The organism is uncultured Dechloromonas sp. (genome assembly GCF_945957265.1).
Taxonomy (GTDB): Bacteria; Pseudomonadota; Gammaproteobacteria; order Burkholderiales; family Rhodocyclaceae; genus Azonexus.
In genome coordinates this window covers 47,884-67,129 of record NZ_CAMFKO010000014.1, presented here as the reverse complement: position 1 = coordinate 67,129, position 19,246 = coordinate 47,884, and the positions used below count along the sequence as shown (strand labels likewise).

Here is a 19,246-nt window from a genome sequence, read left to right as displayed (position 1 = left end):
GGGGAATTCATGGAAAACCAGAACGACCACGCCTTTTCCGACGCCGAGCGCGCCGCCGTCTATCGCACCATCTTCAACCGCCGCGACGTGCGCGGCCAGTTCCTGCCCGACCCGGTGCCCGACGAGGTGCTCGCCCGCGTCATGCTGGCCGCCCACCACGCGCCGTCGGTCGGCTTCATGCAGCCGTGGAATTTCCTGCTCGTCCGTTCGCCCGAGGTCAAGCGGCGGGTGCGCGACGTCTTCGCCAAGGCCCACGCCGAAGCGGCCATGATGTTCCCCGAGGGCAAACGGGAAACCTACAGCAAGCTCAAGCTCGAAGGCATCGTCGAGTCGCCGATCAACCTGTGCATCACCTGCGACCGCGAGCGCACCGGCCCGGTCGTCGTCGGCCGCACCCACATCAAGACCATGGATCTGTACAGCAGCGTGTGCGCCGTGCAGAACCTGTGGCTGGCCGCCCGCGCCGAAGGCCTCGGCGTCGGCTGGGTGAGCATCTTCAACCAGCCGGAACTGCAGGAAGCCCTCGGCATGCCGGCCGACATCGTGCCCATCGCCTACCTGTGCATCGGCTACGTCAGCCACTTCCACGACAAGCCGGAGCTGGAAAAGGCCGGCTGGCTGCCCCGCCTGCCCATCGCCGACCTGCTCTACTACGACCAGTGGGGCCAGGTCGACGCCGAGCGCCGCGAATCGCTGACCGGCGCGCTCGAAACCATGCAGGACGATATCCAGCAACGGGGCATCTTCCCGAAATGATGCCGGATGGTGCGCTCGCCATGCCGGCCGCCGCGCTGGCGGCGACGCTGCTCGACCGGCTGCTCGGCGAGCCGCGCCGCTTTCATCCGCTGATCGGCTTCGGCAAGCTGGCCGGTGCCGTCGAAAAGCGTCTCAACCGGCGCCGGCTGCCGGCCGGCCTGCTGGCCTGGGCGCTGGTCGTCCTCCCCTTCGTCGCCCTGGCCTTCGCCTTGCGTCCCTTCGCCCCGTTCGCCGTCGACGTCGCCCTGCTCTATTTCGCCCTCGGTTCGCGCAGCCTGGCAGAACACGCCGAAGCCGTCGCCCGACCGTTGCGCGAAGGGCGGCTCGACGAGGCCCGCCGGCGCGTCGGCTGGATGGTGTCGCGGGAGACGGCGCAGCTCGACGAATCCGGCGTCGCCAAGGCCGGCATGGAATCGGTGCTGGAGAACGGCAACGACGCCATTTTCGGCACCCTGTTCTGGTTCGCCCTGCTCGGCGGCCCCGGCGCCCTGCTCTTCCGGCTGGCCAACACGCTGGATGCCATGTGGGGCTACCGCACCGAGCGCTTCAACCTGTTCGGCCGCCCGGCCGCCCGCCTCGACGACGCGCTGAACTGGCTGCCCGCCCGCCTGACCGCCCTGACTTACGCCCTGCTCGGGCAGACGCAACAGGCCGTGCGCTGCTGGCGCACCCAGGCCGGCAACTGGGAAAGCCCGAACGCCGGACCGGTAATGTCGGCCGGGGCCGGCAGCCTGGGCGTTCAACTCGGCGGCGCCGCGATCTACCACGGCCAGGAGGAAATCCGCCCGCCGCTCGGCTGCGGCCCGGCACCGGTGGCGGCCGACCTCGACCGGGCCATCGCCCTGATCCGGCACAGCCTGTGGCTCTGGCTGGCCGTCCTTTTCGTGATTGGATTCCTGCATGCTTGAACACGGTGGCCGCCTGCGCGCAGCCGCAGCGCACTACGACATCCCGCTCGACCGCTGGCTGGACCTGTCCACCGGCATCAATCCGGAAGCCTGGCCGGTGCCCGCGCTGCCGGCGACGGTCTGGCAGCGCCTGCCGGAAACCGGCGACGGCCTGGAGGCAGCCGCCGCGGCCTATTACGGCAACCCCGGGCTGCTGCCGGTCGCCGGCTCCCAGGCCGCCATCCAGTGCCTCCCGGCCCTGCTCCCCAAGGCGGCTGTCGCCTGCATCGCACCCATCTATGCCGAGCATCCGCACGCCTGGCAACAGGCCGGCCACAAGCTCCGCTTCCTGCAGAACGCCACGCTGCCGCGCGCGCTGACGGCGATCACGCCCTACATCCTGCTGTGCAACCCGAACAACCCGACCGCCGACCGCCACCCGGTCGAGGCGGTGATCGACGCCGCCCGGCAGCTGAAAAAACGCGGCGGCTGGCTGATCGTCGACGAAGCCTTCATCGACGCCACGCCCGAACTGAGCCTGACGCCGCTGGCCGGCACCGACGAGGCGCCCAACCTCATCGTCTTCCGCTCGCTCGGCAAGTTCTTCGGCCTGGCCGGGGCGCGGGTCGGCTTCGTGTTCGCCGCCCCCGAGCTGCTCAACCGCATGCAGGAATCCATGGGCCCGTGGACCATCCCCGGCCCGTCCCGCGAAGTGGCCCGCCAGGCGCTGCTCGACACCGCATGGCAGGCGACGGCGCGCAGCCGCCTGCAGGCCCAGGCCGAGCGCCTGCACGGATTGCTGGCGCCGCTCGGCGAGGTCAAAGCGACTTCGCTGTTCGCCACGCTGAACTCGCCCCACGCCGGCGAACTCCACGAGCACCTGGCCCGCCGCGCCATCCTGACCCGCCGCTTCGACCAGCACTCCCTGCTCCGCTTCGGCCTGCCCGGCCACGCCGCCGAATGGCAGCGACTCTCCGACGCCCTGAACGAATGGAAACCCGCATGAAGACCCGCCAGCTCGCCCTCCTGCTCTCAGGCCTTGCCCTGGCCGGCCTGGCTCGCGCCGACCTCAGCCTCAAGGACGACAGCGGCCAGGAAGTCCGCCTCAAGGCGCCCGCCAGGCGCATCGTCGCCCTCGCCCCGCACATCGCCGAAAGCCTCTATGCCGCCGGCGCCGGGGACAAGCTGGTGGGCACCGTGGAATACAGCGATTACCCGCCGGAAGCAAAAAAGGTCGCCCGCGTCGGCGGCTATTCCCGCGTCGACCTCGAAGCCGTCGCCGCGCTCAGGCCCGACCTGGTGCTGGCCTGGGAGAGCGGCAACAACATGACCCAGATCGACAAGCTGAAGGCGCTCGGCCTGACCGTCTATGTGTCCCAACCGAACAAGATGGAGAACGTCGCCGATCAGCTGGAACGCCTCGGCCAGCTGGCCGGCACCGAAGCCGTCGCCAAGCCGGCGGCCGAGCGCTTCCGGCAGCGCCTGGAAAGCCTGCGCAAGGCCAATGCGGCCAAGCCCAAGGTGCGCGTTTTCTACCAGATCTGGAAAGCCCCGCTGATGACCGTCGGCGGCCCGCAGATCATCAGCGATGCGATCAGGCTGTGCGGCGGGGAAAACGTCTTCGGCCACCTCGGCAAGATGGCGCCGACCGTCAGCGTCGAGGCGGTGCTCGAAGCCGACCCGGAAGCCATCGTCGCCACCGGCATGGGCGATTCGAAGCCGGAATGGCTGAACGACTGGGACAAATGGACCAAGCTGACCGCCGTCAAGCGCAACAACCTGTTCCATATCAACCCCGACATCATGCAGCGCCATACGCCGCGCATTCTCGACGGCGCCGAGAAACTTTGCGCGCATCTCGATGTCGCAAGAAGCCATCGTCCCGCCAAGTAAAAAACCATGCCCCGCCTGCCCCAACGCATCGTCTGCCTGACCACCGAAACCGTCGAGGTGCTCTACGCCCTCGGCGAGCAGGAGCGCATCGTCGGCATCTCCGGCTACACCGTCCGGCCGCCCGAGGCGCGCAAGGAAAAGCCCAAGGTCTTCGCCTTCACCAGCGGCGACATCGAGAAGATTCTCGCCACCCGGCCCGACCTGGTGCTTACCTTCTCCGACCTGCAGAGCGAGATCTCGCGCGACCTGATCAAGGCCGGCGTGCCGGTCTACGCCCTCAACATGCGCAGCGTCGACGACATCCTGGCGATGATCGAGACCGTCGGCCGCCTGCTCGGCGCCGAGGCCAGGGCGCTGGCCATCGTCGCCGAACTGGAGGCCGAGATCGGGAAGACGCGGCGCATCGCCGCCGAGCGCCTGGCGCGGACCGGGCGCAAGCCGCGCGTCTATTTCGAGGAATGGGACGAACCGCTGATCAGCGGCATCCGCTGGGCCTCCGAGCTGATCGAGATCGCCGGCGGCGAGGACGTCTTCGCCGAACAGTCCCGCTCCCCGCTGGCCAAGGATCGCCGGCCGACAGCGGAACAGGTCATCGCCGCGGCCCCGGACATCATCATCGGATCGTGGTGCGGCAAGCATTTTCGCCCCGAACGCGTGGCCGCCCGCCCCGGTTGGGAAAACGTCCCGGCGGTTCGCGACGGCCGGATGCACGAAATCAAGTCGGCCGTCATCCTGACCCCCGGCCCGGTCGCCATCAGCGAAGGCCTGCCCGCCCTGCTCGACATTTTTGATCTGTGAAAAGGCCGGCCTCGGCTGAGCGCCTATAATCGGCGGCCAGACTTGAGGAGATACCCGATGAAGATCGCTGCCCCGCTGCTGTTCCTGTCCATGGCCGCCCTGTGCATCCCGGCGCATGCCGCCGACGAAGGCCCGGCCGCCGTTGCCGAACTCGGCCAGCTCAACGGCATCGCCCTCGCCTGCCAGCAGCCGGCCCTGGTCAGCCGCGCCCGCAACGCCATCGTCACCGCCGCGCCCAAGACGCGCGACATCGGCGAGGCCTTCGAAAACGCCACCAATGCCGCCTATCTCGAGCAAGGCAAGGGCAAGACCCCGTGCCCGGACGGCGCCACGCTGGCCAGCCGCATCGCGGCCGGCGAGAAACGCCTGCAGGCCGCCTTTCCGAAGGCCCAATGATCCGCCTGGGCATCCTTTGCCTGGCGCTGCTGGTCACCGGCCCGGCCGCCGCCCAGGCCAGCCACAGCCTGGAACTGCTGCGCGGGGAAAACGCCGGCATCAACCCGCGCTACCTGCTGCAGGACCCGAACGGCCGCGGCGTTTCCAGCGAAGACTTTCGCGGCCGCTTCCAACTCATCTCGTTCGGCTACACCTATTGCCCCGACGTCTGCCCGACCACCCTGGTCGAGATGGCCGAAATCCTGAAACAGTTGGGCAAGAACGCCGACCGCTTCCAGGCCATTTTCATCTCCGTCGACCCGGAACGCGATACCGGCCAGGTCCTGAAGACCTACACCGAGTTTTTCGATCCGCGCATTCTCGGCCTGACCGGCTCGCCCGCCCTGGTTCGCCGCGCCGCCGACAACTTCAAGATCCGCTACGCCAAGGTCCGCGAACCCGGCGCCGATCCCGGCCGCTACGCCGTCGATCACTCGGCCGGCATGATCCTGCTCGGCCCCAATGGCGAGTTCATCAAGAAATTCGCCTTCTCGACGCCCGTCACCGACATAACGAAACAAATTGGCGAACTGTTAAATAGTCGCTGATTTGCCCCAATCCGTCATTGCTTTGGCATACCGGGCATGCGATATTTTGCAAATGCGCACGCTGGCGTCATTTTTCCTCTTTTTCCTGCTTTCCCTGGCCACCCCGGCCTGGGCTGGCAGCATTGCGCTCATTCTCAGCGAGAGCGGCGGTGCCTATGGCGAGTTCGCCAGCGTACTCGAAGATGTCCTGAGCGGCTCCAGCTGGAACATTCATTCGACGACCCAGGCCGACGGCGGCCATCCCCCCCCGGCCGACCTGGTGGTGACCGCCGGCAGCGACGCCCTGCGCAAGGCGCTGAGTCGCGGCGACAGCCCGCCGATCATCGCTACCCTGCTGCCGCGTCAAAGCTACGACCGCATCCTCGCTGAAAATCGCCGGCCCGGCCGCATCACCGCGATCTACCTCGATCAGCCGGCAAGCCGCCAGGCGGCTTTCCTGCGCCACCTGTTCCCGGACCAGAAGCGCTTCGGCATGCTGGTCAGCACCGAAAGCCGCGCGCTGCTGCCCCAGTTCCGGCAGGCCTTCGTCAACGCCGGGCTCAGCCTCGATGTCGAAGATGCCGATACCGACCGGGCTCTGCTCCCGGCGCTCAATTCGGTCCTGGAACGTTCCGCCGCCCTGGTTGCCATACCGGATAACACCATCTATCGGCGCAACAACATCAAGGCCATCCTGATTACCGCCTTCCGCCAGCAGCGTCCCGTGATCGGCTACTCGCCCGCCTTCGTCACCGCCGGCGCGCTGGCCGCCCTGCACACCACGCCGACGCAGATTGCGCGCCAGACGGCGGACATGATCCTCGCCCATGGAAGCAGCCTTCCGCCGCCGAGCGGACCGCAGCAGTTCGCCATTGCCATCAATTCCAACGTCGCGCAGTCACTCGGCCTGAAAATCCCCGACGAAGCTGCCATCCGACGCGCCATGAACGCCGACAGGGAGTCGCGATGAACCATCTGACCCTGCGCCATCGACTGCTATTCCTGACCCTGCTCCCCAGTGCGCTAATCGCCATCGCACTGGTCGCCTATTTCACCCTGAGCGGCATCCATACCCTCGAGGGCGAGCTTCGCCTCAAGGGGCTGGCCACCGTCCGCTACCTGGCGCCGATCAGCGAATACGGGATCATTGCCGGGCAGGTCGAGAGCCTGCACGGGCTGGCCCAGGCCACCGTCCAGGAGTCGGGGGTCAAGGCCGCCGTGGTGGTCAACCAGAAAGGCCGGACCATCGCGGTCAGCGGGCGGGTATCCCTGTCGGCCGAGGAGCTCCGCAATGCGCTGAGCGAACCCCGGCTGGTTGCCGAAACCGACCACTGGATCGCCTTCGGCGCCCCGGTCAAGCGCTCGACCACCGATACCGACCTGTTCTTCGACCCGCCGTCAAACGCCGAAAAATCCTCGACCCCGGAGATCATCGGCTACATTTTCGTCGAACTGGACAAGAGCGAACTGGCCAACAAGCAGCGGGAACTGGTCATGCGCGGCCTGATGATCGTCCTCTTCGGCATGCTGGTGCTGGCAGCGCTCGCCATCGCCATGGCCGACAACCTGGCCCGCCCGGTCATGCGCCTGGTCCAGGCCGTCGCCGGCATGTCGTCGGGCAAGCTGGAAACGCGGGTGCCCACGACCTCCAGCGGCGAACTCGGCGTCCTCGAAAACGGCTTCAACCAGATGGCCTCGCGCATCGAGGAGGTCCACCTCTCGATGCAGGCGCGTATCGAGGAAGCAACCGCCCAGCTCGCCTTCCAGGCCCGCCACGACGCCTTGACCGGCCTGCTCAACCGGCGCGAATTCGAACATCGTCTGGAAAAGGCGCTGGCCAGCGTCCAGGCGGGCGACGAGGAATTCACCGTCATCTTCGCCGACCTCGACCGCTTCAAGCAGGTCAACGACACCTGCGGCTATCTCGCCGGCGACGAACTGCTGCGCCAGATTGCCCTGCTCTTCCAGGGCCGCCTGCGCGAGGACGATACGCTCGCCCGGCTCGGCGGCGACGAATTCAGCATCATCCTCGCCAACTGCACGGGCGCCCGGGCGCGCCAGGTCGCCGAGGACCTCTGCGGGCTGGCTTCCGCCTATCGCTTCATCTGGCAGGACAAGGTCTTCGCCATCGGGGCCAGTATCGGCGTCACGACGGTCACCCGCAAGGTCAGGAACATCAACGAAATCCTCGCTGCCGGCGACGCCGCCTGCCATCGCGCCAAGGAAAGCGGCCGCAACCGTGTGTGCGAACAGGAGGTTGCCCAGACGCAGGACAGGCGCCAGGAAAACAGCAACTGGGCCAGCCGGATCGCCATTGCCCTGTCCGAGGATCGCCTGCTGGTCGAGGCCATCCCCCTGCGTTCGCTGCAGGTTTCGACCGGCGGCCACACCGTTGCGCTGACCGCTCGCCTCAACGAGCCGGGGCAACCCCCGGTGACACTGGCCGCGCTGATCGACGCCGCCGAACGCTACGATCTGGCCCCGGCCATCGACCGCCGCCTGATCGACTGCGCCGTCGCCGCCCTGGCGCGGGCGAGGCTGCAGCAGCGCTCGCTGTACTGCCTGGTGCCCCTGTCCCGCGGCTCGATCAGCAGCCGCGAAACCGTCGATTACATCGCGCATAGCCTGACCACCCACAACCTGTCCGGAGATCGACTGTGCTTCGTGTTCTCCGAAGACATCCTGACCCATCAGACCAGCCAGGCCATCGAGTTCTCCCGCCAGATGAAGAGCCTGCGCTGCCAGATCGGTCTTGAGGATTTCGGCGGCGGTCTGTCCTCCTTCAGCCACCTGCGCAGCATCTACCCCGGCTACGTCAAGCTCAGCCGCAGCCTGACCCGCGACCTGGGCGGCAGCCGTGCGTCCACCGCCCTCCTGCGGGCGGTGCAGGAAATCACCGCCGACCAGCACATTCGCTCGATCGCCGAAGACATCGACGATCTGGAAACGCTGGAACAGTTGCGCGACCTGGGAATCGACTACGCGCAGGGCAAGGCCATCGCCCCCAACGAGCCCTTCGACGTCTGGTTCGAGGGCGCGGTCATGCGCTCCGCGTGATGGCGAGGTCCCGGCCGCCGCGGCCGCTCAGAAATCGAGGCGCAGGCTGATCCACTGGCGGCGGTCGACGATCCGCCCGGTGCCGTCCGGGTCCCTGCCCGATCCGTCGTAGGTCTTGTATTCGCCGTGCGCGCCGTTGATCGACTGGACGACGTAGGCGATCTCGGCATTGACCCCGCCCATCCGGAACGGATAGGCCAGCCGCCCATCGAAGCGGCGATATTTGGCCGACCACGAGTTGGACGACCATTTCATCTTGTCCTGCCAATACCCGGCCAGGGAAAACTGGAGGCCATGAGGCAGGTTCTGCATCCACAGCAGGGAAGTGGCCCGACGCGGCATGGAACGCTCGGTCAAGGCCTCGATGTTGCCGTTGGCGTTCGCCTGGCTGAGCGTTCCGTTGGGATAGGCCAATGCCGATCCCAGATAGTCGGCGTCCAACTTCGCGAAAGCCTGGTTCAGGACCAGGCGTGTCGGCTCGAAGGGCTGCCATTTGAACTGGTATTCGACGCCGTGTATGCGCACATCCTGAATCGGGGTGGTCAGCGACGGGACCAGATCGCTGTTGGCGTTGCGGTCGATGGTGTAGTGGCGATTCCTGATCGTTTCATCGAACAGCCGGACATCGAGGCTGGCCCGCCAGGAGCGCCAGTCGCCCAGATAACCGATCTCCCACGTATCCATCGCCTCGGGCTTCAAGGATCGATCTGCCGCGAACAGGTAGCGGTCGAGCACGACAACGCCCGCATTCTGGACCCGCAGCCGATAGTCGGCCCGATAGTCGTAGATGCTGCCTGTGCGGTAGGCTCGCGAATAGCCGATACGCACGGTATTCTCGGGGCTCAGGTGAAAATTGGTGCTGGCCCGCGGCGACCAGAGAAAACCGGCCAGCGAATCATTCTCGCCGGCCAGGCCGAGGTTGGTGGTCAGCCAGGCGGCCGGCCTGGCCTCCCAGTTGCCGAACAGCCGGGCCGTATCCCGATGCACGCTGCCCTGGCCCGGCAAGGTCCATTCGGAGCGCACGGCGTCCTCCCGCCAGCTTGCCCCCCAGGCCAGCCTTCCGACGCCCGCCAGTTGCAGGCTGTGGAGGAATTCCAGCTCATGGCGAGTGCCCTCGTCGCCGCTCTGGTTGATGCGATACGTCTGCGGCGGAACGAAGGGAACGACGATATTGAAGGCGTCGTCCGAGCGGTCGGCGACATAGGCGTAGCGCAACTGGAAGTCGGCGCTCGAGGACACGACATGGCGCCAGGCGATCTGGGCATAGGTATCGCTCTGGCGCATGCCGCGGATCGGATTGGTGGACTGACCGAAGAACTTTCCGCTGTTCAGGCGGCCGACACCGGTCACTGCCTCGGAACGCCCGGCATTCAACTGCAGGGTGTTGGTTTCGTCGATGGCGAGATCGGCCCTGACATCGAACAGGCGCGAAGCGTAATCGTCGATCCAGTCCCCCCGGTTGGCCAGCGCGTCGTCATTCTGGTGGCGATAGGTGAAGCGGAAATCCCCCACCTCGCCGATCCGTCCTCCCGCCCGCAGGCCGTAATCGCGGACATTCTGGCTGCCGCGGCTGGCCGATACCGAAAATCCCCGCGTCAGCGCCGGATCGATGGTGATGATGTTGATCACGCCGAGGAAGGCATTGCTGCCATACGACACGCTGTTGGTCCCGCGCACGACCTCGATGCGCTCGATATCCTCCAGCGCCACCGGCAGGGTCGCCCAATTGACGCCGCTGCCGAACAAGGGGGAATACATCGAACGGCCGTCGATCAGCACCTGCACGCGCGGCGAGTAATCCTCGTCGCTCAGGCCGTGGTAGCTGACCCGTGCCGGCTCGGTACTGTGCGGATGCGTCTGGAAGCCCGGCACCAGCCGGAACACGTCGTTCAGGCTGCGCGCCCCGGAGGCCTTGATCATCGCCTGGTCGATGACCGTTACCGCGGTCGGCGCGTCGGCCAGACGCTGCGGCAGCCGGCTGACCGAGGCGACCACCGGAAAATCGCTGAAATAGGCGCCCTCGTCCGCGGCCAGGGCGCTGCCGCCCCAGGCCAAAGTCGCCCAGGCGGCCAGCGCCCGGCCCCTCCAGGCTTCGTTCACCCGTCGATGTCCAGTCGTTCTATACTGCCCGGCGCCGCCAGCGCTTGTGCCCAGGCCTCGGCAAAGCAGGCGGATTGCGTACCGATCGTCGCGCCGTGCCGCTTGGTGGCGACCAGGCACAGCGCCAGGCCCGCCTGCTCCACCGCGGTCACGCCCTCGAGGTCGATTTCATCGACGCCCATGCGCGTCAGGGCATGCATGAAATCGCTGCGCAGGACGGCCGACAAGCCGCCGGTAATCCGCATCGTCTTGCGCCCGCCCAGTTCGTGGACGGACAGGATGGAGGCCTTGCCGCTGGCCAGCGCCGCGTTGATCGCGTCCTCGATCACGATCTGGCTGATCGGCCCCTGCTGGAAGCGCACCCCGTACAGGTCGCAGACGCGGCTGACGACGACGGCCGGAACGTCGATCACCGGCGAATCGAAGACGCTGAACTCGCAGCCGATGTTGTGGGAAATCTCGAGCGGCATCGGCGTCCGCAGCATCAATCCCGACAGCGAGAGATTCTCGATCACCCCCGCGCCGACCTGCCCGCCGAAACCGATACTGATCGTCTGCGGCGTACCAAAGCGAATGCGCTGATGCCTTCGTTGATCCAACATGGGCCAGATTCTTTCCAAGGGTTCGAGCCGGGAATTCTAACAAAACTTGCCCACCCGAAACGGCTTAAGCGCCTCGTTTCATTGACATTTCGATGCGCCGCCGGTATCGTCCATGAACGTCGAATGCAAGTTCGGCCGCGCCGATTTGAGCTCTGATTGCGGGCGCTTATAAATACAGCTAAAACGGGAACCACCCAGTTCGCGTTTTTCGGCCAACTGGGTTTTTTGTTTTCAGGAACAGCATGCCAGGACAATCCGTCGGCGTCGTCACTTCGCAACGCGCCCACTTCGACCAGCCGCTCCAGCTGCGCAGCGGCGGGGTTCTGCCGGCCTACGATCTGGTCTACGAGACCTACGGCACGCTCAACGCCGCCAAGTCGAACGCCATTCTCGTCTGCCACGCGCTGTCCGGCCACCATCACGTCGCCGGCCACTACGCCGACGCCCCGAACAACATCGGCTGGTGGGACAACATCATCGGCCCCGGCCGGCCGCTCGACACCGACCGTTACTTCATCGTCGGCCTGAACAACCCCGGCGGCTGCCACGGCTCGACCGGCCCGTCGTCGATCAACCCGGCCACCGGCAAGCCGTGGGGCGCCGACTTCCCCATCGTCGCCGTCAGCGACTGGGTCGAAGCCCAGGCCCGGCTGGCCGACCTGCTCGGCATCGACGCCTGGGCAGCGGTCATCGGCGGCAGCCTCGGCGGCATGCAGGCCATGCGGTGGACGATCAGCCAGCCGGAACGCGTCCGCCACGCCATCATCATCGCCTCGGCCCCCAAGCTGTCGGCGCAGAACATCGCCTTCAACGACGTCGCCCGCCAGGCCATCCTGACCGACCCCGACTTCCACGGCGGCAACTACTACGAACACAACACCCGCCCGGTGCGCGGCCTGCGCCTGGCGCGCATGCTCGGCCACATCACCTACCTGTCCGACGACCAGATGGGCGAGAAATTCGGTCGCGAGCTGCGCAACGGCTCCTTCGGCTTCGATTTCGACGTCGAGTTCGAGGTCGAGTCCTACCTGCGCTACCAGGGCGACAAGTTCGCCGGCTATTTCGACGCCAACACCTACCTGCTGATGACCAAGGCGCTCGATTACTTCGACCCGGCCCGTCTCGACGGCGGCGACCTGACCAAGGCCATGGCCCGCAGCCACCCGGACACCGGCTTCCTGATCGCCTCGTTCACCACCGACTGGCGCTTCACGCCGGCCCGCTCGAAGGAAATCGTCGCCGCACTGCTCGCCAACAACCGCAACGTGTCGTACGCCGAAATCGACCTCAACTTCGGCCACGATTCCTTCCTGATGGACGACGCCCATTATCACGGCGTCGTCGCTGCCTACCTGCGGAACATCAAGCTATGACGCACACGCTGGGACGCCCCGATTTCGACATCATTTCCGCCTGGATCGAGCCCGGCCACCGCGTCCTCGACCTTGGCTGCGGCGACGGCACGCTGTTGAAGCACCTGATCGACACGCGCGGCGTGCGCGGCGTCGGCGTCGAGATCGACGACGCCAACATCCTGGCCGCCATCAAGAACGGCATCAACGTGCTGCAGGGCAACCTGGAAAAGGGCCTCGACGAGTTCACCGACCAGTCCTTCGACCACGTCGTGCTGTCGCGCACGCTGCAGACGGTGCGCCACACCGAGGGTGTCCTGCGCGAAATGCTGCGCGTCGGCCGCGAGGCGGTGATCTCCTTCCCCAACTTCGCCTACTGGAAGAACCTGCGCTCGGTGCTCGACGGCCGCATGCCGGTGTCGGAAGATCTACCCTACCAGTGGTACGACTCGCCCAACGTCCGCTTCTTCACGCTGCTCGATTTCGAGGCGCTGTGCGCGCGGATGGGCCTGATCATCCGCGAACGGCACGTCCTCGACGAAAGCGGCAACAAGGTCGGGAACGATGACGAGCGGGAACTGAATTTCCTCGGCAGTTTGGCGGTCTATCGCCTGACCCAGCAGCGTTGATGCCGGCCTGGCTCGCGGCCCTGCTCACCCGGAAGATGCTGATCTGCATCTTCACCGGGTTCTCGTCGGGCCTGCCGCTCTACCTGCTGCTCAACCTGCTGCCGGCCTGGCTGCGCAGCGAGGGCGTCGACCTCAAGACCATCGGCTTCTTCGCGCTGATCCAGTTTCCCTACACCTGGAAATTCATCTGGGCGCCGCTGCTCGACCGCTACGCCATTCCCGGCTTCGGCCGCCGGCGCGGCTGGATGCTGCTCACCCAGATCGGCCTGCTGGTCGCCATCGGCTCGCTCGGCGGCTTCGATCCGAAGGAAAACATCTGGCCCATCCTGTGGCTGGCGACGCTGCTCTCGCTGCTCTCCGCCACCCAGGACATCGCCGTCGACGCCTTCCGCCGCGAAATCCTGAGCGACAACGAACTCGGCCTCGGCAACGCCGTGCATGTGAACGCCTACCGCATCGCCGGCCTGATTCCCGGCTCGCTGTCGCTGATCCTGGCCGACCGCCTGCCGTGGAACGAGGTGTTCTGGATCACCGGCGCCTTCATGCTGCCCGGCATGGCCATGGCCTGGCTGGTCAGCGAGCCCCAGGTCAAGGGCGCGCCGAAGACCCTGCGCCAAGCGGTCACCGAGCCCTTCCGCGAATTCATGGGACGCCAAGGCTGGCGCGGCGCCGTCCTGGTCCTCGGCTTCATCTTCCTGTACAAGCTCGGCGACAGCCTGTGCACCGCCCTGGCCACCCCGTTCTACCTCGACATGGGCTTCACCAAGACCGACATCGGCCTGATCGCCAAGCACGCCGGCTTGTGGCCGGCTGTCGTCGGCGCCCTACTCGGCGGCCTGTGGATGGTCAGACTGGGCATCAACCGGGCGCTCTGGCTGTTCGGCGTGGTCCAGCTGGTGTCGATTTTCGGCTTCGCCTGGCTGGCCGCACAGGGGCACTACGACAGCATCGGCGCCAGCGAGCGCGTCGCGCTGGCCTTCGTCATCGGCCTCGAGGCCCTCGGTGTCGGCCTGGGCACCGCGGCCTTCGTCGCCTTCATCGCCCGCGCCACGCATCCGGCCTATACGGCCACGCAGATGGCGTTGTTCACCAGCCTGGCCGCCGTGCCGCGCACCTTCATCAACGCCTCGGCCGGCTGGCTGGTCGAACAACTGGGCTGGCTGAATTTCTTCTGGCTGTGTTCCGCCCTGGCCGTGCCGGGCATGGTGCTGCTGTTGAAAGTGGCGCCGTGGAACGCAACGGCGACAGAGGCTAGTCGCCCCGCCTGAGGCGGCGCCGGTCCAGCCACCAGGCGTAGATCGGCAAAAACAGCACCGAGCCGGGCAGCAACAAGGCAATCAGGTAAGGCGACAGATGCGCCATGCGGCGCAGGTGGGCCAGCAGCTGGGCCTTTTCGGCCGCATCCCAGGATTGCCCGTTACGCGCCTTCATCAGCAAGGGCATGATGCCGCGCGTTTCCATCAATTCGGCCAGGATGCGACTCGCCTCGCGCCGCTGCGACGAAACGATCTGGCGCCACCAGCCCGGTAGCGCGGCTTCCTTGCCGCCGACCGCCATGCTCAGCGCACTCCCGCCAGGCGACTCTTGACGGCCTGCCAGCCGCGCCACAGGAAAAAACCCTGGCGGGCCCAGCGCCACGCCCTTTTCGGACGAGCGACAGCGACCGCGGCAACGGCCGCGCCCACCGCGGCCGGATGGTGCTTGAGCCAATCCACCCCGTCGAGAACGGCATCCCCCTTGGCCAGCGCCGCCTCCAGCGGTGCCGCATGGCGCGCCAGCTGGCGGCGTTGCTCGGCGATGCGTACCTGCAGCGCGCCATGGCGGGTCGCCAGTTCGAGCAGCTTGGGATTCATTCCGGGCGGTCGCGGTAACGACGCAACTGAGCCATGTCGGCCTCGAGCTCCGACAGGCTGGCCTTGAACATCTTGCTCGGCTGGCTCGCCTGGCGCTGGAGGGATCGGACCAGCAGGAAGCCGCTGCCGACAAACAGCACGGCGAAGATGCCGAAGACGACGACACGCTGCTCCCAGAAAGCCAGGGCGATGCAGCAGACGAACATCACGACGCCCAGCGCGAGCAGGAATGCCGCACCGATAGCCTTCGCCCACAGCGACATGAGGCGGAATTTCTCCTCCTCAAGCTCGGTGACCAGCAGTTCGGCACGCGTCTTCCCGATCGCGAGCAGCGTCGCGACGAGATTTTTCAAGGAGGTGAAAAGGCCTTCGCGGCCTTCTTCACCCCCCGCGAATTGCGTCATTCGCTTAGCGACGGCCGATCAGGACGCCCAGGGCCAAACCCAGGGCAGCGGCAACGCCTACTGCCTTCCACGGTTGCTCGTGGACGAAATCGTCGGTTGCACGCGCTGCAGCCTTGGTCTTGTCGACAACGGCGGCCTCCAGGTCAAGCACGCGTTCCTTGGCGTCGCGCAGACGGACGCCCAGACGCTCGCGCAGTTCGCCAACCTTCTCGCCGGCGGCACCGGCGGTGGCGCGCAGCAGCTCTTCGGTATCGGAAATGACAACCTTCAGGTCGGAAACCAGTTTTTCCTTGTTGGCTACGGACAGTTGTTCAGACATTTTTCTACCTCGTTGTGAGTCGGTTAATCAGTACGGTTCAAGGGTATCCCTTGCTCGTGACGAAATCAATTCATACGGGATGCTTATTTGAAGTCGTAATCGACAATCAGCGGCGCGTGGTCGGAAAATCGCTCGGCCTTGTAAACACCGGTCTCGACGGCGGTCGCCGCGATCCCTGGCGTGGCGATCTGGTAATCGATCCGCCAGCCGACGTTCTTGGCCCAGGCCTGCCCGCGATTGCTCCACCACGTATACGCCTCGCCGGTGGTATCGGGATACAGGCGGCGATAGACATCGACCCAGCCCTGTTCGTCGAAGACCTTGCTCAACCAGGCCCGCTCCTCGGGCAGGAAGCCCGAGTTCTTCTGGTTCGACTTCCAGTTTTTCAGGTCGATTTCCTTGTGCGCGATGTTCCAGTCCCCGCACAGAACGATCTCGCGCCCCTCGGCGCGCAATGCCTGCATGTGCGGGAAAAACACGTCGAGAAAACGGAATTTTGCCTCCTGGCGCTCCGGTGACGACGAGCCGGATGGCAGGTAAAGCGAAATCACCGACAGATTGCCGAAATCCGCCCGGATATAGCGCCCCTCGGCATCGAATTCGCCGCCGTCGAAGCCCTCGACGACACGATCCGGCTCGCGCCGGCTCCAGATGCCGACGCCGCTGTAACCCTTTTTCTCGGCGCAATGGTAGTAGGCATGCATGCCGTCGGGTGCCCGCATTTCGCTCGTCAGGTCCGGGTGCTGAGCCTTCAATTCCTGCAGACAGATGACATCGGCTTTTTGAGCTGCCGCCCAGGGCAGTACATTTTTACTCCACGCCGAGCGGATACCATTGAGGTTCAGGGATATGATGCGTAACATTGTGCTTAGACTAGGCCGTATTTTTGGGTCGTTTGTAATTAGGAAACCATGGATTTTCGTCAGGACTTCATCGAATTCGCGCTCGCTTGCCAAGTGCTGCGCTTTGGCGAATTCAAGACCAAGGCGGGGCGCATGTCGCCCTACTTTTTCAATGCCGGACTGTTCAACGACGGCAACTCGCTCGGTCGACTCGCCGAATTCTACGCCAAAGCCGCCGAAGCCGGCGGCGTCCAGTTCGACATGCTGTTCGGCCCGGCCTACAAGGGCATCCCGCTGGTCGCCACGATCGCCATGGCGCTCGCCCAGCGCGGCCGCAACTTCCCCTTTGCCTACAACCGCAAGGAAGCCAAGGACCACGGCGAAGGCGGCAACATTGTCGGCGCCCCGCTGCAAGGCCGCGTCCTGATCGTGGACGACGTGATTTCGGCCGGCACCTCGGTGCGCGAATCGGTCGAACTGATCCGCGCGGCAGGCGCCACCCCGGCCGGCGTGCTGATCGCGCTCGACCGCCAGGAGCGCGGCCAGGGCGAACTCTCGGCCGTGCAGGAAGTGCAGCGCGATTACGGCATCCCCGTCGTCGCCGTTGCCGGGCTGAAGGATTTGATGGCCTTCCTGGCCGAACACGCCGAATTTTCTGCCCACCAGGCAGCCGTCGCCCGTTACCGCGAGCAGTACGGGGTCGATGCGTAAGACCGCAATCCTTCCGCTTCTCGCCCTGCTCCTGGCCTCCACGGCCCAGGCCGGAGGCGAATTCTATTGCTGCCAAGACCCCGCCAGCGGCCGCCGCGTCTGCGGGGACACCCTGCCCGAGCAATGCCGCGGACGCGCCTACCGGGTTCTGGACAGCGCCGGCAATGTCGTCAAGGAGGTCGGCGCCCCGCTGACTCCCGAACAAAAAGCCGAGCAGATCCTGGAAAACAAGCGGCGCAAGCAGATGGAAGACGCCGGGCGCGAGCAACGACGGCGCGACCAGGCATTATTGGATACCTACTCGACGCCGGAAGACATCGACCTCGCCCAGAAAAAGGCCGAGGCCGACGTGAATGTCACCATCCAGACGACCAACGAACGCATCGCGACCGCCCAGAAAAAGCGCAGCAAACTGGCCGACGAAGCCGAGTTCTACAAGAAAAAGACGATGCCGCCCGAGCTGGACAAGGATTTGCGCGCCATCGACCACGAAATCAGGCTGCAGCAGGAACTGGTCGAACTCAAGAAGAAGGAGTTCGACACCATCAAGGCCAAGTACGACGCCGACCGCAAGCGCTACTTCGAACTGACCCGCCGCTCGCCGGCCGCGCCGCTGCGCTGATCAGCCGGCCAGCTTCTGCTTCAGCAGGTCGTTGACCTGCTGCGGGTTGGCCTTGCCCTTGGCCGCCTTCATCACCTGACCGACCAGCGCATTGAAGGCCTTTTCCTTGCCGGCCTTGAATTCGGCGACGTTGGCGGCATTGGCGGCGAGCACCTCGTCGACCAGCGCCTCGATGGCACCGCTGTCGGTAATCTGCTTCAGGCCCTGCTTGTCGATGACCTCGTCGGCCGTCGCCCCTTCGCCGTTCCACAGCGCCTCGAATACCTTCTTGGCGATGTTGTTGGAAATGGTGTTGTCGGCGATGCGCTGGATCAGGCCGCCGAGTTGCGGCGCGCTGACCGGCGCTTCGGCGATCTCCTTGCCTTCCTTGTTCAGGCGGGCGGCGAGATCGACCATGACCCAGTTGGCGCACGGTTTGGCGTTGTTCGCGCCGGCGACGGCAACCGTGGCCTCGAAATAGGCGGCGATTTCCTGGCTGGCGGTCAGGGTGCCGGCATCGTAGGCCGACAGGCCGAGGCCGGTCATGAAACGCTCGCGCTTCTGGCCCGGCAGCTCGGGCAGTTCGCCCTTGACCCGAGCGACCCACTCGGCACCGATGACCAGCGGCAGCAGGTCGGGATCGGGGAAGTAGCGGTAGTCGTGCGCATCTTCCTTGCTCCGCATCATGCGGGTTTCGCCGCTATCCGGGTCGAACAGCACGGTCGCCTGCTGGATCTTGCGGCCTTCCTCGATCTCGTTGATCTGCCACTGGACTTCGAAGTCGATGGCTTCCTTGAGGAAACGGAAGGAGTTCAGGTTCTTGATTTCGCGGCGGGTGCCGAACTCGACCTGCCCCTTCGGGCGCACCGAGACGTTGGCGTCGCAACGGAAGGAGCCTTCCTGCATGTTGCCGTCGCAGATGCCGATCCAGCGCACCAGGCCGTGCAGCACCTTGGCGTAGGCCACCGCTTCGTCGGACGAGCGCATGTCGGGCTCGGAGACGATCTCCAGCAGCGGCGTGCCGGCCCGGTTCAGGTCGATGCCGGACTTGCCGTGGAAATCCTCGTGCAGCGACTTGCCGGCATCCTCCTCGAGATGGGCGCGGGTCAGGCGGACGACCTTCTCGTAGGCCTTGTCGCCGCTGCCGACCTGCAGGGTCAGGCTGCCGCCGACGACGACCGGCAGGTCCATCTGGCTGATCTGGTAGCCCTTGGGCAGGTCGGGGTAGAAGTAGTTCTTGCGGGCGAAAACCGATTTCGGCGCGACGTCGGCACCGATGGCGAGGCCGAAGCGGATGGCGCAATCGACGGCCTTCCTGTTGAGCACGGGCAGGACGCCCGGCAGGGCCAGGTCGACCGCGCAGGCCTGGGTATTCGGCTCGGCGCCGAAGGCCGTCGAGGCACCCGAGAAAATCTTCGAAACCGTCGCCAGTTGCGCGTGCGTTTCGATACCGATGACGACTTCCCACTGATTCATAGCT

At 65.9% G+C, this 19,246-nt stretch carries 22 protein-coding genes; 14 read left to right on the top strand and 8 right to left on the bottom strand.

The features are described from left to right. Positions 1-9: 9 nt before the first annotated feature. From bluB to Q0P59_RS09465, 9 genes are read left to right on the top strand one after another with little or no spacing between them, the layout of a single operon-like run. Positions 10-756 carry a 5,6-dimethylbenzimidazole synthase gene (gene bluB / locus Q0P59_RS09505; RefSeq protein ID WP_295005982.1) on the top strand — a complete coding sequence of 249 codons (747 nt, stop codon included), beginning with the start codon at positions 10-12 and terminating at the stop codon, positions 754-756. Then, positions 756-1,664 carry an adenosylcobinamide-phosphate synthase CbiB gene (gene cbiB, locus Q0P59_RS09500; protein WP_295006049.1) on the top strand — a complete coding sequence of 303 codons (909 nt, stop codon included), beginning with the start codon at positions 756-758 and terminating at the stop codon, positions 1,662-1,664. The genes bluB and cbiB overlap by 1 nt, the downstream gene beginning before the upstream one ends. Then, positions 1,657-2,649 carry a threonine-phosphate decarboxylase CobD gene (cobD, locus tag Q0P59_RS09495; protein WP_295005980.1) on the top strand — a complete coding sequence of 331 codons (993 nt, stop codon included), beginning with the start codon at positions 1,657-1,659 and terminating at the stop codon, positions 2,647-2,649. The genes cbiB and cobD overlap by 8 nt, the downstream gene beginning before the upstream one ends. After that, positions 2,646-3,536, top strand: a complete 891-nt coding sequence (locus Q0P59_RS09490; protein WP_295005978.1) for a cobalamin-binding protein — start codon at positions 2,646-2,648, stop codon at positions 3,534-3,536. The genes cobD and Q0P59_RS09490 overlap by 4 nt, the downstream gene beginning before the upstream one ends. A 6-nt stretch (positions 3,537-3,542) precedes the next feature. Next, positions 3,543-4,334, top strand: coding sequence for a cobalamin-binding protein (locus tag Q0P59_RS09485; RefSeq protein ID WP_295005975.1), 792 nt, complete (start codon positions 3,543-3,545; stop codon positions 4,332-4,334). A gap of 57 nt (positions 4,335-4,391) precedes the next feature. Beyond that, entirely contained in the window at positions 4,392-4,730 is a 339-nt protein-coding gene (locus Q0P59_RS09480; RefSeq protein WP_295005973.1) for a hypothetical protein, read from the top strand. Further along, complete coding sequence (locus Q0P59_RS09475) at positions 4,727-5,317, top strand: SCO family protein (RefSeq protein WP_295005971.1); 591 nt, start codon at positions 4,727-4,729, stop codon at positions 5,315-5,317. Before Q0P59_RS09480 ends, Q0P59_RS09475 begins: the two co-directional genes overlap by 4 nt. A 52-nt stretch (positions 5,318-5,369) precedes the next feature. After that, positions 5,370-6,266 (top strand): ABC transporter substrate binding protein, encoded by an 897-nt coding sequence (locus Q0P59_RS09470; RefSeq protein ID WP_295005968.1) that lies wholly within the window; start codon positions 5,370-5,372, stop codon positions 6,264-6,266. Beyond that, a complete protein-coding gene (locus Q0P59_RS09465) occupies positions 6,263-8,353 on the top strand; it encodes a diguanylate cyclase (protein WP_295005966.1) in 2,091 nt (696 codons plus the stop codon). The genes Q0P59_RS09470 and Q0P59_RS09465 overlap by 4 nt, the downstream gene beginning before the upstream one ends. A 27-nt stretch (positions 8,354-8,380) precedes the next feature. On the opposite strand, the gene Q0P59_RS09460 is transcribed toward Q0P59_RS09465, so the two are convergent. Together Q0P59_RS09460 and Q0P59_RS09455 are read right to left on the bottom strand one after the other, a co-directional pair. Beyond that, a complete protein-coding gene (locus Q0P59_RS09460) occupies positions 8,381-10,453 on the bottom strand; it encodes a TonB-dependent receptor (protein WP_295005964.1) in 2,073 nt (690 codons plus the stop codon). Next, positions 10,450-11,055 carry a PilZ domain-containing protein gene (locus tag Q0P59_RS09455; RefSeq protein ID WP_295005962.1) on the bottom strand — a complete coding sequence of 202 codons (606 nt, stop codon included), beginning with the start codon at positions 11,053-11,055 and terminating at the stop codon, positions 10,450-10,452. Before Q0P59_RS09455 ends, Q0P59_RS09460 begins: the two co-directional genes overlap by 4 nt. Positions 11,056-11,297: 242 nt before the next feature. Between Q0P59_RS09455 and Q0P59_RS09450 the strand changes: the two genes are divergently transcribed. The 3 genes from Q0P59_RS09450 to Q0P59_RS09440 are packed head-to-tail and all read left to right on the top strand — an operon-like array spanning position 11,298 to position 14,304. After that, positions 11,298-12,428, top strand: coding sequence for a homoserine O-acetyltransferase (locus Q0P59_RS09450; protein ID WP_295005960.1), 1,131 nt, complete (start codon positions 11,298-11,300; stop codon positions 12,426-12,428). Further along, the gene (metW, locus tag Q0P59_RS09445) at positions 12,425-13,036 is read left to right on the top strand and encodes a methionine biosynthesis protein MetW (RefSeq protein ID WP_295005958.1); all 612 of its coding nucleotides are present in this window, start codon (positions 12,425-12,427) and stop codon (positions 13,034-13,036) included. Before Q0P59_RS09450 ends, metW begins: the two co-directional genes overlap by 4 nt. Further along, positions 13,036-14,304: an AmpG family muropeptide MFS transporter gene (locus Q0P59_RS09440; RefSeq protein ID WP_295005956.1), complete on the top strand. Its 1,269-nt coding sequence runs from the start codon at positions 13,036-13,038 to the stop codon at positions 14,302-14,304. The genes metW and Q0P59_RS09440 overlap by 1 nt, the downstream gene beginning before the upstream one ends. On the opposite strand, the gene Q0P59_RS09435 is transcribed toward Q0P59_RS09440, so the two are convergent. The 5 genes from Q0P59_RS09435 to Q0P59_RS09415 all read right to left on the bottom strand — a co-directional run bounded on the left by Q0P59_RS09435 (position 14,288) and on the right by Q0P59_RS09415 (position 16,475). Continuing rightward, complete coding sequence (locus Q0P59_RS09435) at positions 14,288-14,593, bottom strand: hypothetical protein (protein ID WP_295005954.1); 306 nt, start codon at positions 14,591-14,593, stop codon at positions 14,288-14,290. The genes Q0P59_RS09440 and Q0P59_RS09435 overlap by 17 nt on opposite strands. Before the next feature lie 2 nt (positions 14,594-14,595). Beyond that, a complete protein-coding gene (locus Q0P59_RS09430) occupies positions 14,596-14,889 on the bottom strand; it encodes a YqjK-like family protein (protein ID WP_295005952.1) in 294 nt (97 codons plus the stop codon). Beyond that, a complete protein-coding gene (locus Q0P59_RS09425; RefSeq protein ID WP_295005950.1) occupies positions 14,886-15,293 on the bottom strand; it encodes a phage holin family protein in 408 nt (135 codons plus the stop codon). Before Q0P59_RS09425 ends, Q0P59_RS09430 begins: the two co-directional genes overlap by 4 nt. A 4-nt stretch (positions 15,294-15,297) precedes the next feature. Beyond that, positions 15,298-15,612: a DUF883 family protein gene (locus tag Q0P59_RS09420; protein WP_150428580.1), complete on the bottom strand. Its 315-nt coding sequence runs from the start codon at positions 15,610-15,612 to the stop codon at positions 15,298-15,300. 83 nt (positions 15,613-15,695) lie between these two features. Further along, positions 15,696-16,475 carry an exodeoxyribonuclease III gene (locus Q0P59_RS09415; protein ID WP_295005946.1) on the bottom strand — a complete coding sequence of 260 codons (780 nt, stop codon included), beginning with the start codon at positions 16,473-16,475 and terminating at the stop codon, positions 15,696-15,698. A gap of 48 nt (positions 16,476-16,523) precedes the next feature. On the opposite strand from Q0P59_RS09415, the gene pyrE reads away from it, so the two are divergent. Then, positions 16,524-17,165 (top strand): orotate phosphoribosyltransferase, encoded by a 642-nt coding sequence (gene pyrE / locus Q0P59_RS09410; RefSeq protein WP_295005944.1) that lies wholly within the window; start codon positions 16,524-16,526, stop codon positions 17,163-17,165. Further along, positions 17,158-17,787 carry a hypothetical protein gene (locus tag Q0P59_RS09405; RefSeq protein WP_295005942.1) on the top strand — a complete coding sequence of 210 codons (630 nt, stop codon included), beginning with the start codon at positions 17,158-17,160 and terminating at the stop codon, positions 17,785-17,787. The genes pyrE and Q0P59_RS09405 overlap by 8 nt, the downstream gene beginning before the upstream one ends. Here Q0P59_RS09405 and gatB read toward each other — a convergent pair whose 3' ends face one another. Continuing rightward, positions 17,788-19,242 carry an Asp-tRNA(Asn)/Glu-tRNA(Gln) amidotransferase subunit GatB gene (gene gatB, locus Q0P59_RS09400; RefSeq protein WP_295005940.1) on the bottom strand — a complete coding sequence of 485 codons (1,455 nt, stop codon included), beginning with the start codon at positions 19,240-19,242 and terminating at the stop codon, positions 17,788-17,790. Positions 19,243-19,246 lie beyond the last annotated feature (4 nt).

Excerpts from the sequence above, each read along its gene's own strand:
- bluB (WP_295005982.1), top strand. The coding sequence starts at position 10 with ATGGAAAACCAGAACGACCACGCCTTTTCCGACGCCGAGCGCGCCGCC.
- cbiB (WP_295006049.1), top strand. The coding sequence starts at position 756 with ATGCCGGATGGTGCGCTCGCCATGCCGGCCGCCGCGCTGGCGGCGACG.
- cobD (WP_295005980.1), top strand. The coding sequence starts at position 1,657 with ATGCTTGAACACGGTGGCCGCCTGCGCGCAGCCGCAGCGCACTACGAC.
- Q0P59_RS09490 (WP_295005978.1), top strand. The coding sequence starts at position 2,646 with ATGAAGACCCGCCAGCTCGCCCTCCTGCTCTCAGGCCTTGCCCTGGCC.
- Q0P59_RS09485 (WP_295005975.1), top strand. The coding sequence starts at position 3,543 with ATGCCCCGCCTGCCCCAACGCATCGTCTGCCTGACCACCGAAACCGTC.
- Q0P59_RS09480 (WP_295005973.1), top strand. The coding sequence starts at position 4,392 with ATGAAGATCGCTGCCCCGCTGCTGTTCCTGTCCATGGCCGCCCTGTGC.
- Q0P59_RS09475 (WP_295005971.1), top strand. The coding sequence starts at position 4,727 with ATGATCCGCCTGGGCATCCTTTGCCTGGCGCTGCTGGTCACCGGCCCG.
- Q0P59_RS09470 (WP_295005968.1), top strand. The coding sequence starts at position 5,370 with ATGCGCACGCTGGCGTCATTTTTCCTCTTTTTCCTGCTTTCCCTGGCC.
- Q0P59_RS09465 (WP_295005966.1), top strand. The coding sequence starts at position 6,263 with ATGAACCATCTGACCCTGCGCCATCGACTGCTATTCCTGACCCTGCTC.
- Q0P59_RS09455 (WP_295005962.1), bottom strand. The coding sequence starts at position 11,055 with ATGTTGGATCAACGAAGGCATCAGCGCATTCGCTTTGGTACGCCGCAG.
- Q0P59_RS09450 (WP_295005960.1), top strand. The coding sequence starts at position 11,298 with ATGCCAGGACAATCCGTCGGCGTCGTCACTTCGCAACGCGCCCACTTC.
- metW (WP_295005958.1), top strand. The coding sequence starts at position 12,425 with ATGACGCACACGCTGGGACGCCCCGATTTCGACATCATTTCCGCCTGG.
- Q0P59_RS09440 (WP_295005956.1), top strand. The coding sequence starts at position 13,036 with ATGCCGGCCTGGCTCGCGGCCCTGCTCACCCGGAAGATGCTGATCTGC.
- Q0P59_RS09435 (WP_295005954.1), bottom strand. The coding sequence starts at position 14,593 with ATGGCGGTCGGCGGCAAGGAAGCCGCGCTACCGGGCTGGTGGCGCCAG.
- Q0P59_RS09430 (WP_295005952.1), bottom strand. The coding sequence starts at position 14,889 with ATGAATCCCAAGCTGCTCGAACTGGCGACCCGCCATGGCGCGCTGCAG.
- Q0P59_RS09425 (WP_295005950.1), bottom strand. The coding sequence starts at position 15,293 with ATGACGCAATTCGCGGGGGGTGAAGAAGGCCGCGAAGGCCTTTTCACC.
- Q0P59_RS09420 (WP_150428580.1), bottom strand. The coding sequence starts at position 15,612 with ATGTCTGAACAACTGTCCGTAGCCAACAAGGAAAAACTGGTTTCCGAC.
- Q0P59_RS09415 (WP_295005946.1), bottom strand. The coding sequence starts at position 16,475 with ATGTTACGCATCATATCCCTGAACCTCAATGGTATCCGCTCGGCGTGG.
- pyrE (WP_295005944.1), top strand. The coding sequence starts at position 16,524 with ATGGATTTTCGTCAGGACTTCATCGAATTCGCGCTCGCTTGCCAAGTG.
- Q0P59_RS09405 (WP_295005942.1), top strand. The coding sequence starts at position 17,158 with ATGCGTAAGACCGCAATCCTTCCGCTTCTCGCCCTGCTCCTGGCCTCC.
- gatB (WP_295005940.1), bottom strand. The coding sequence starts at position 19,242 with ATGAATCAGTGGGAAGTCGTCATCGGTATCGAAACGCACGCGCAACTG.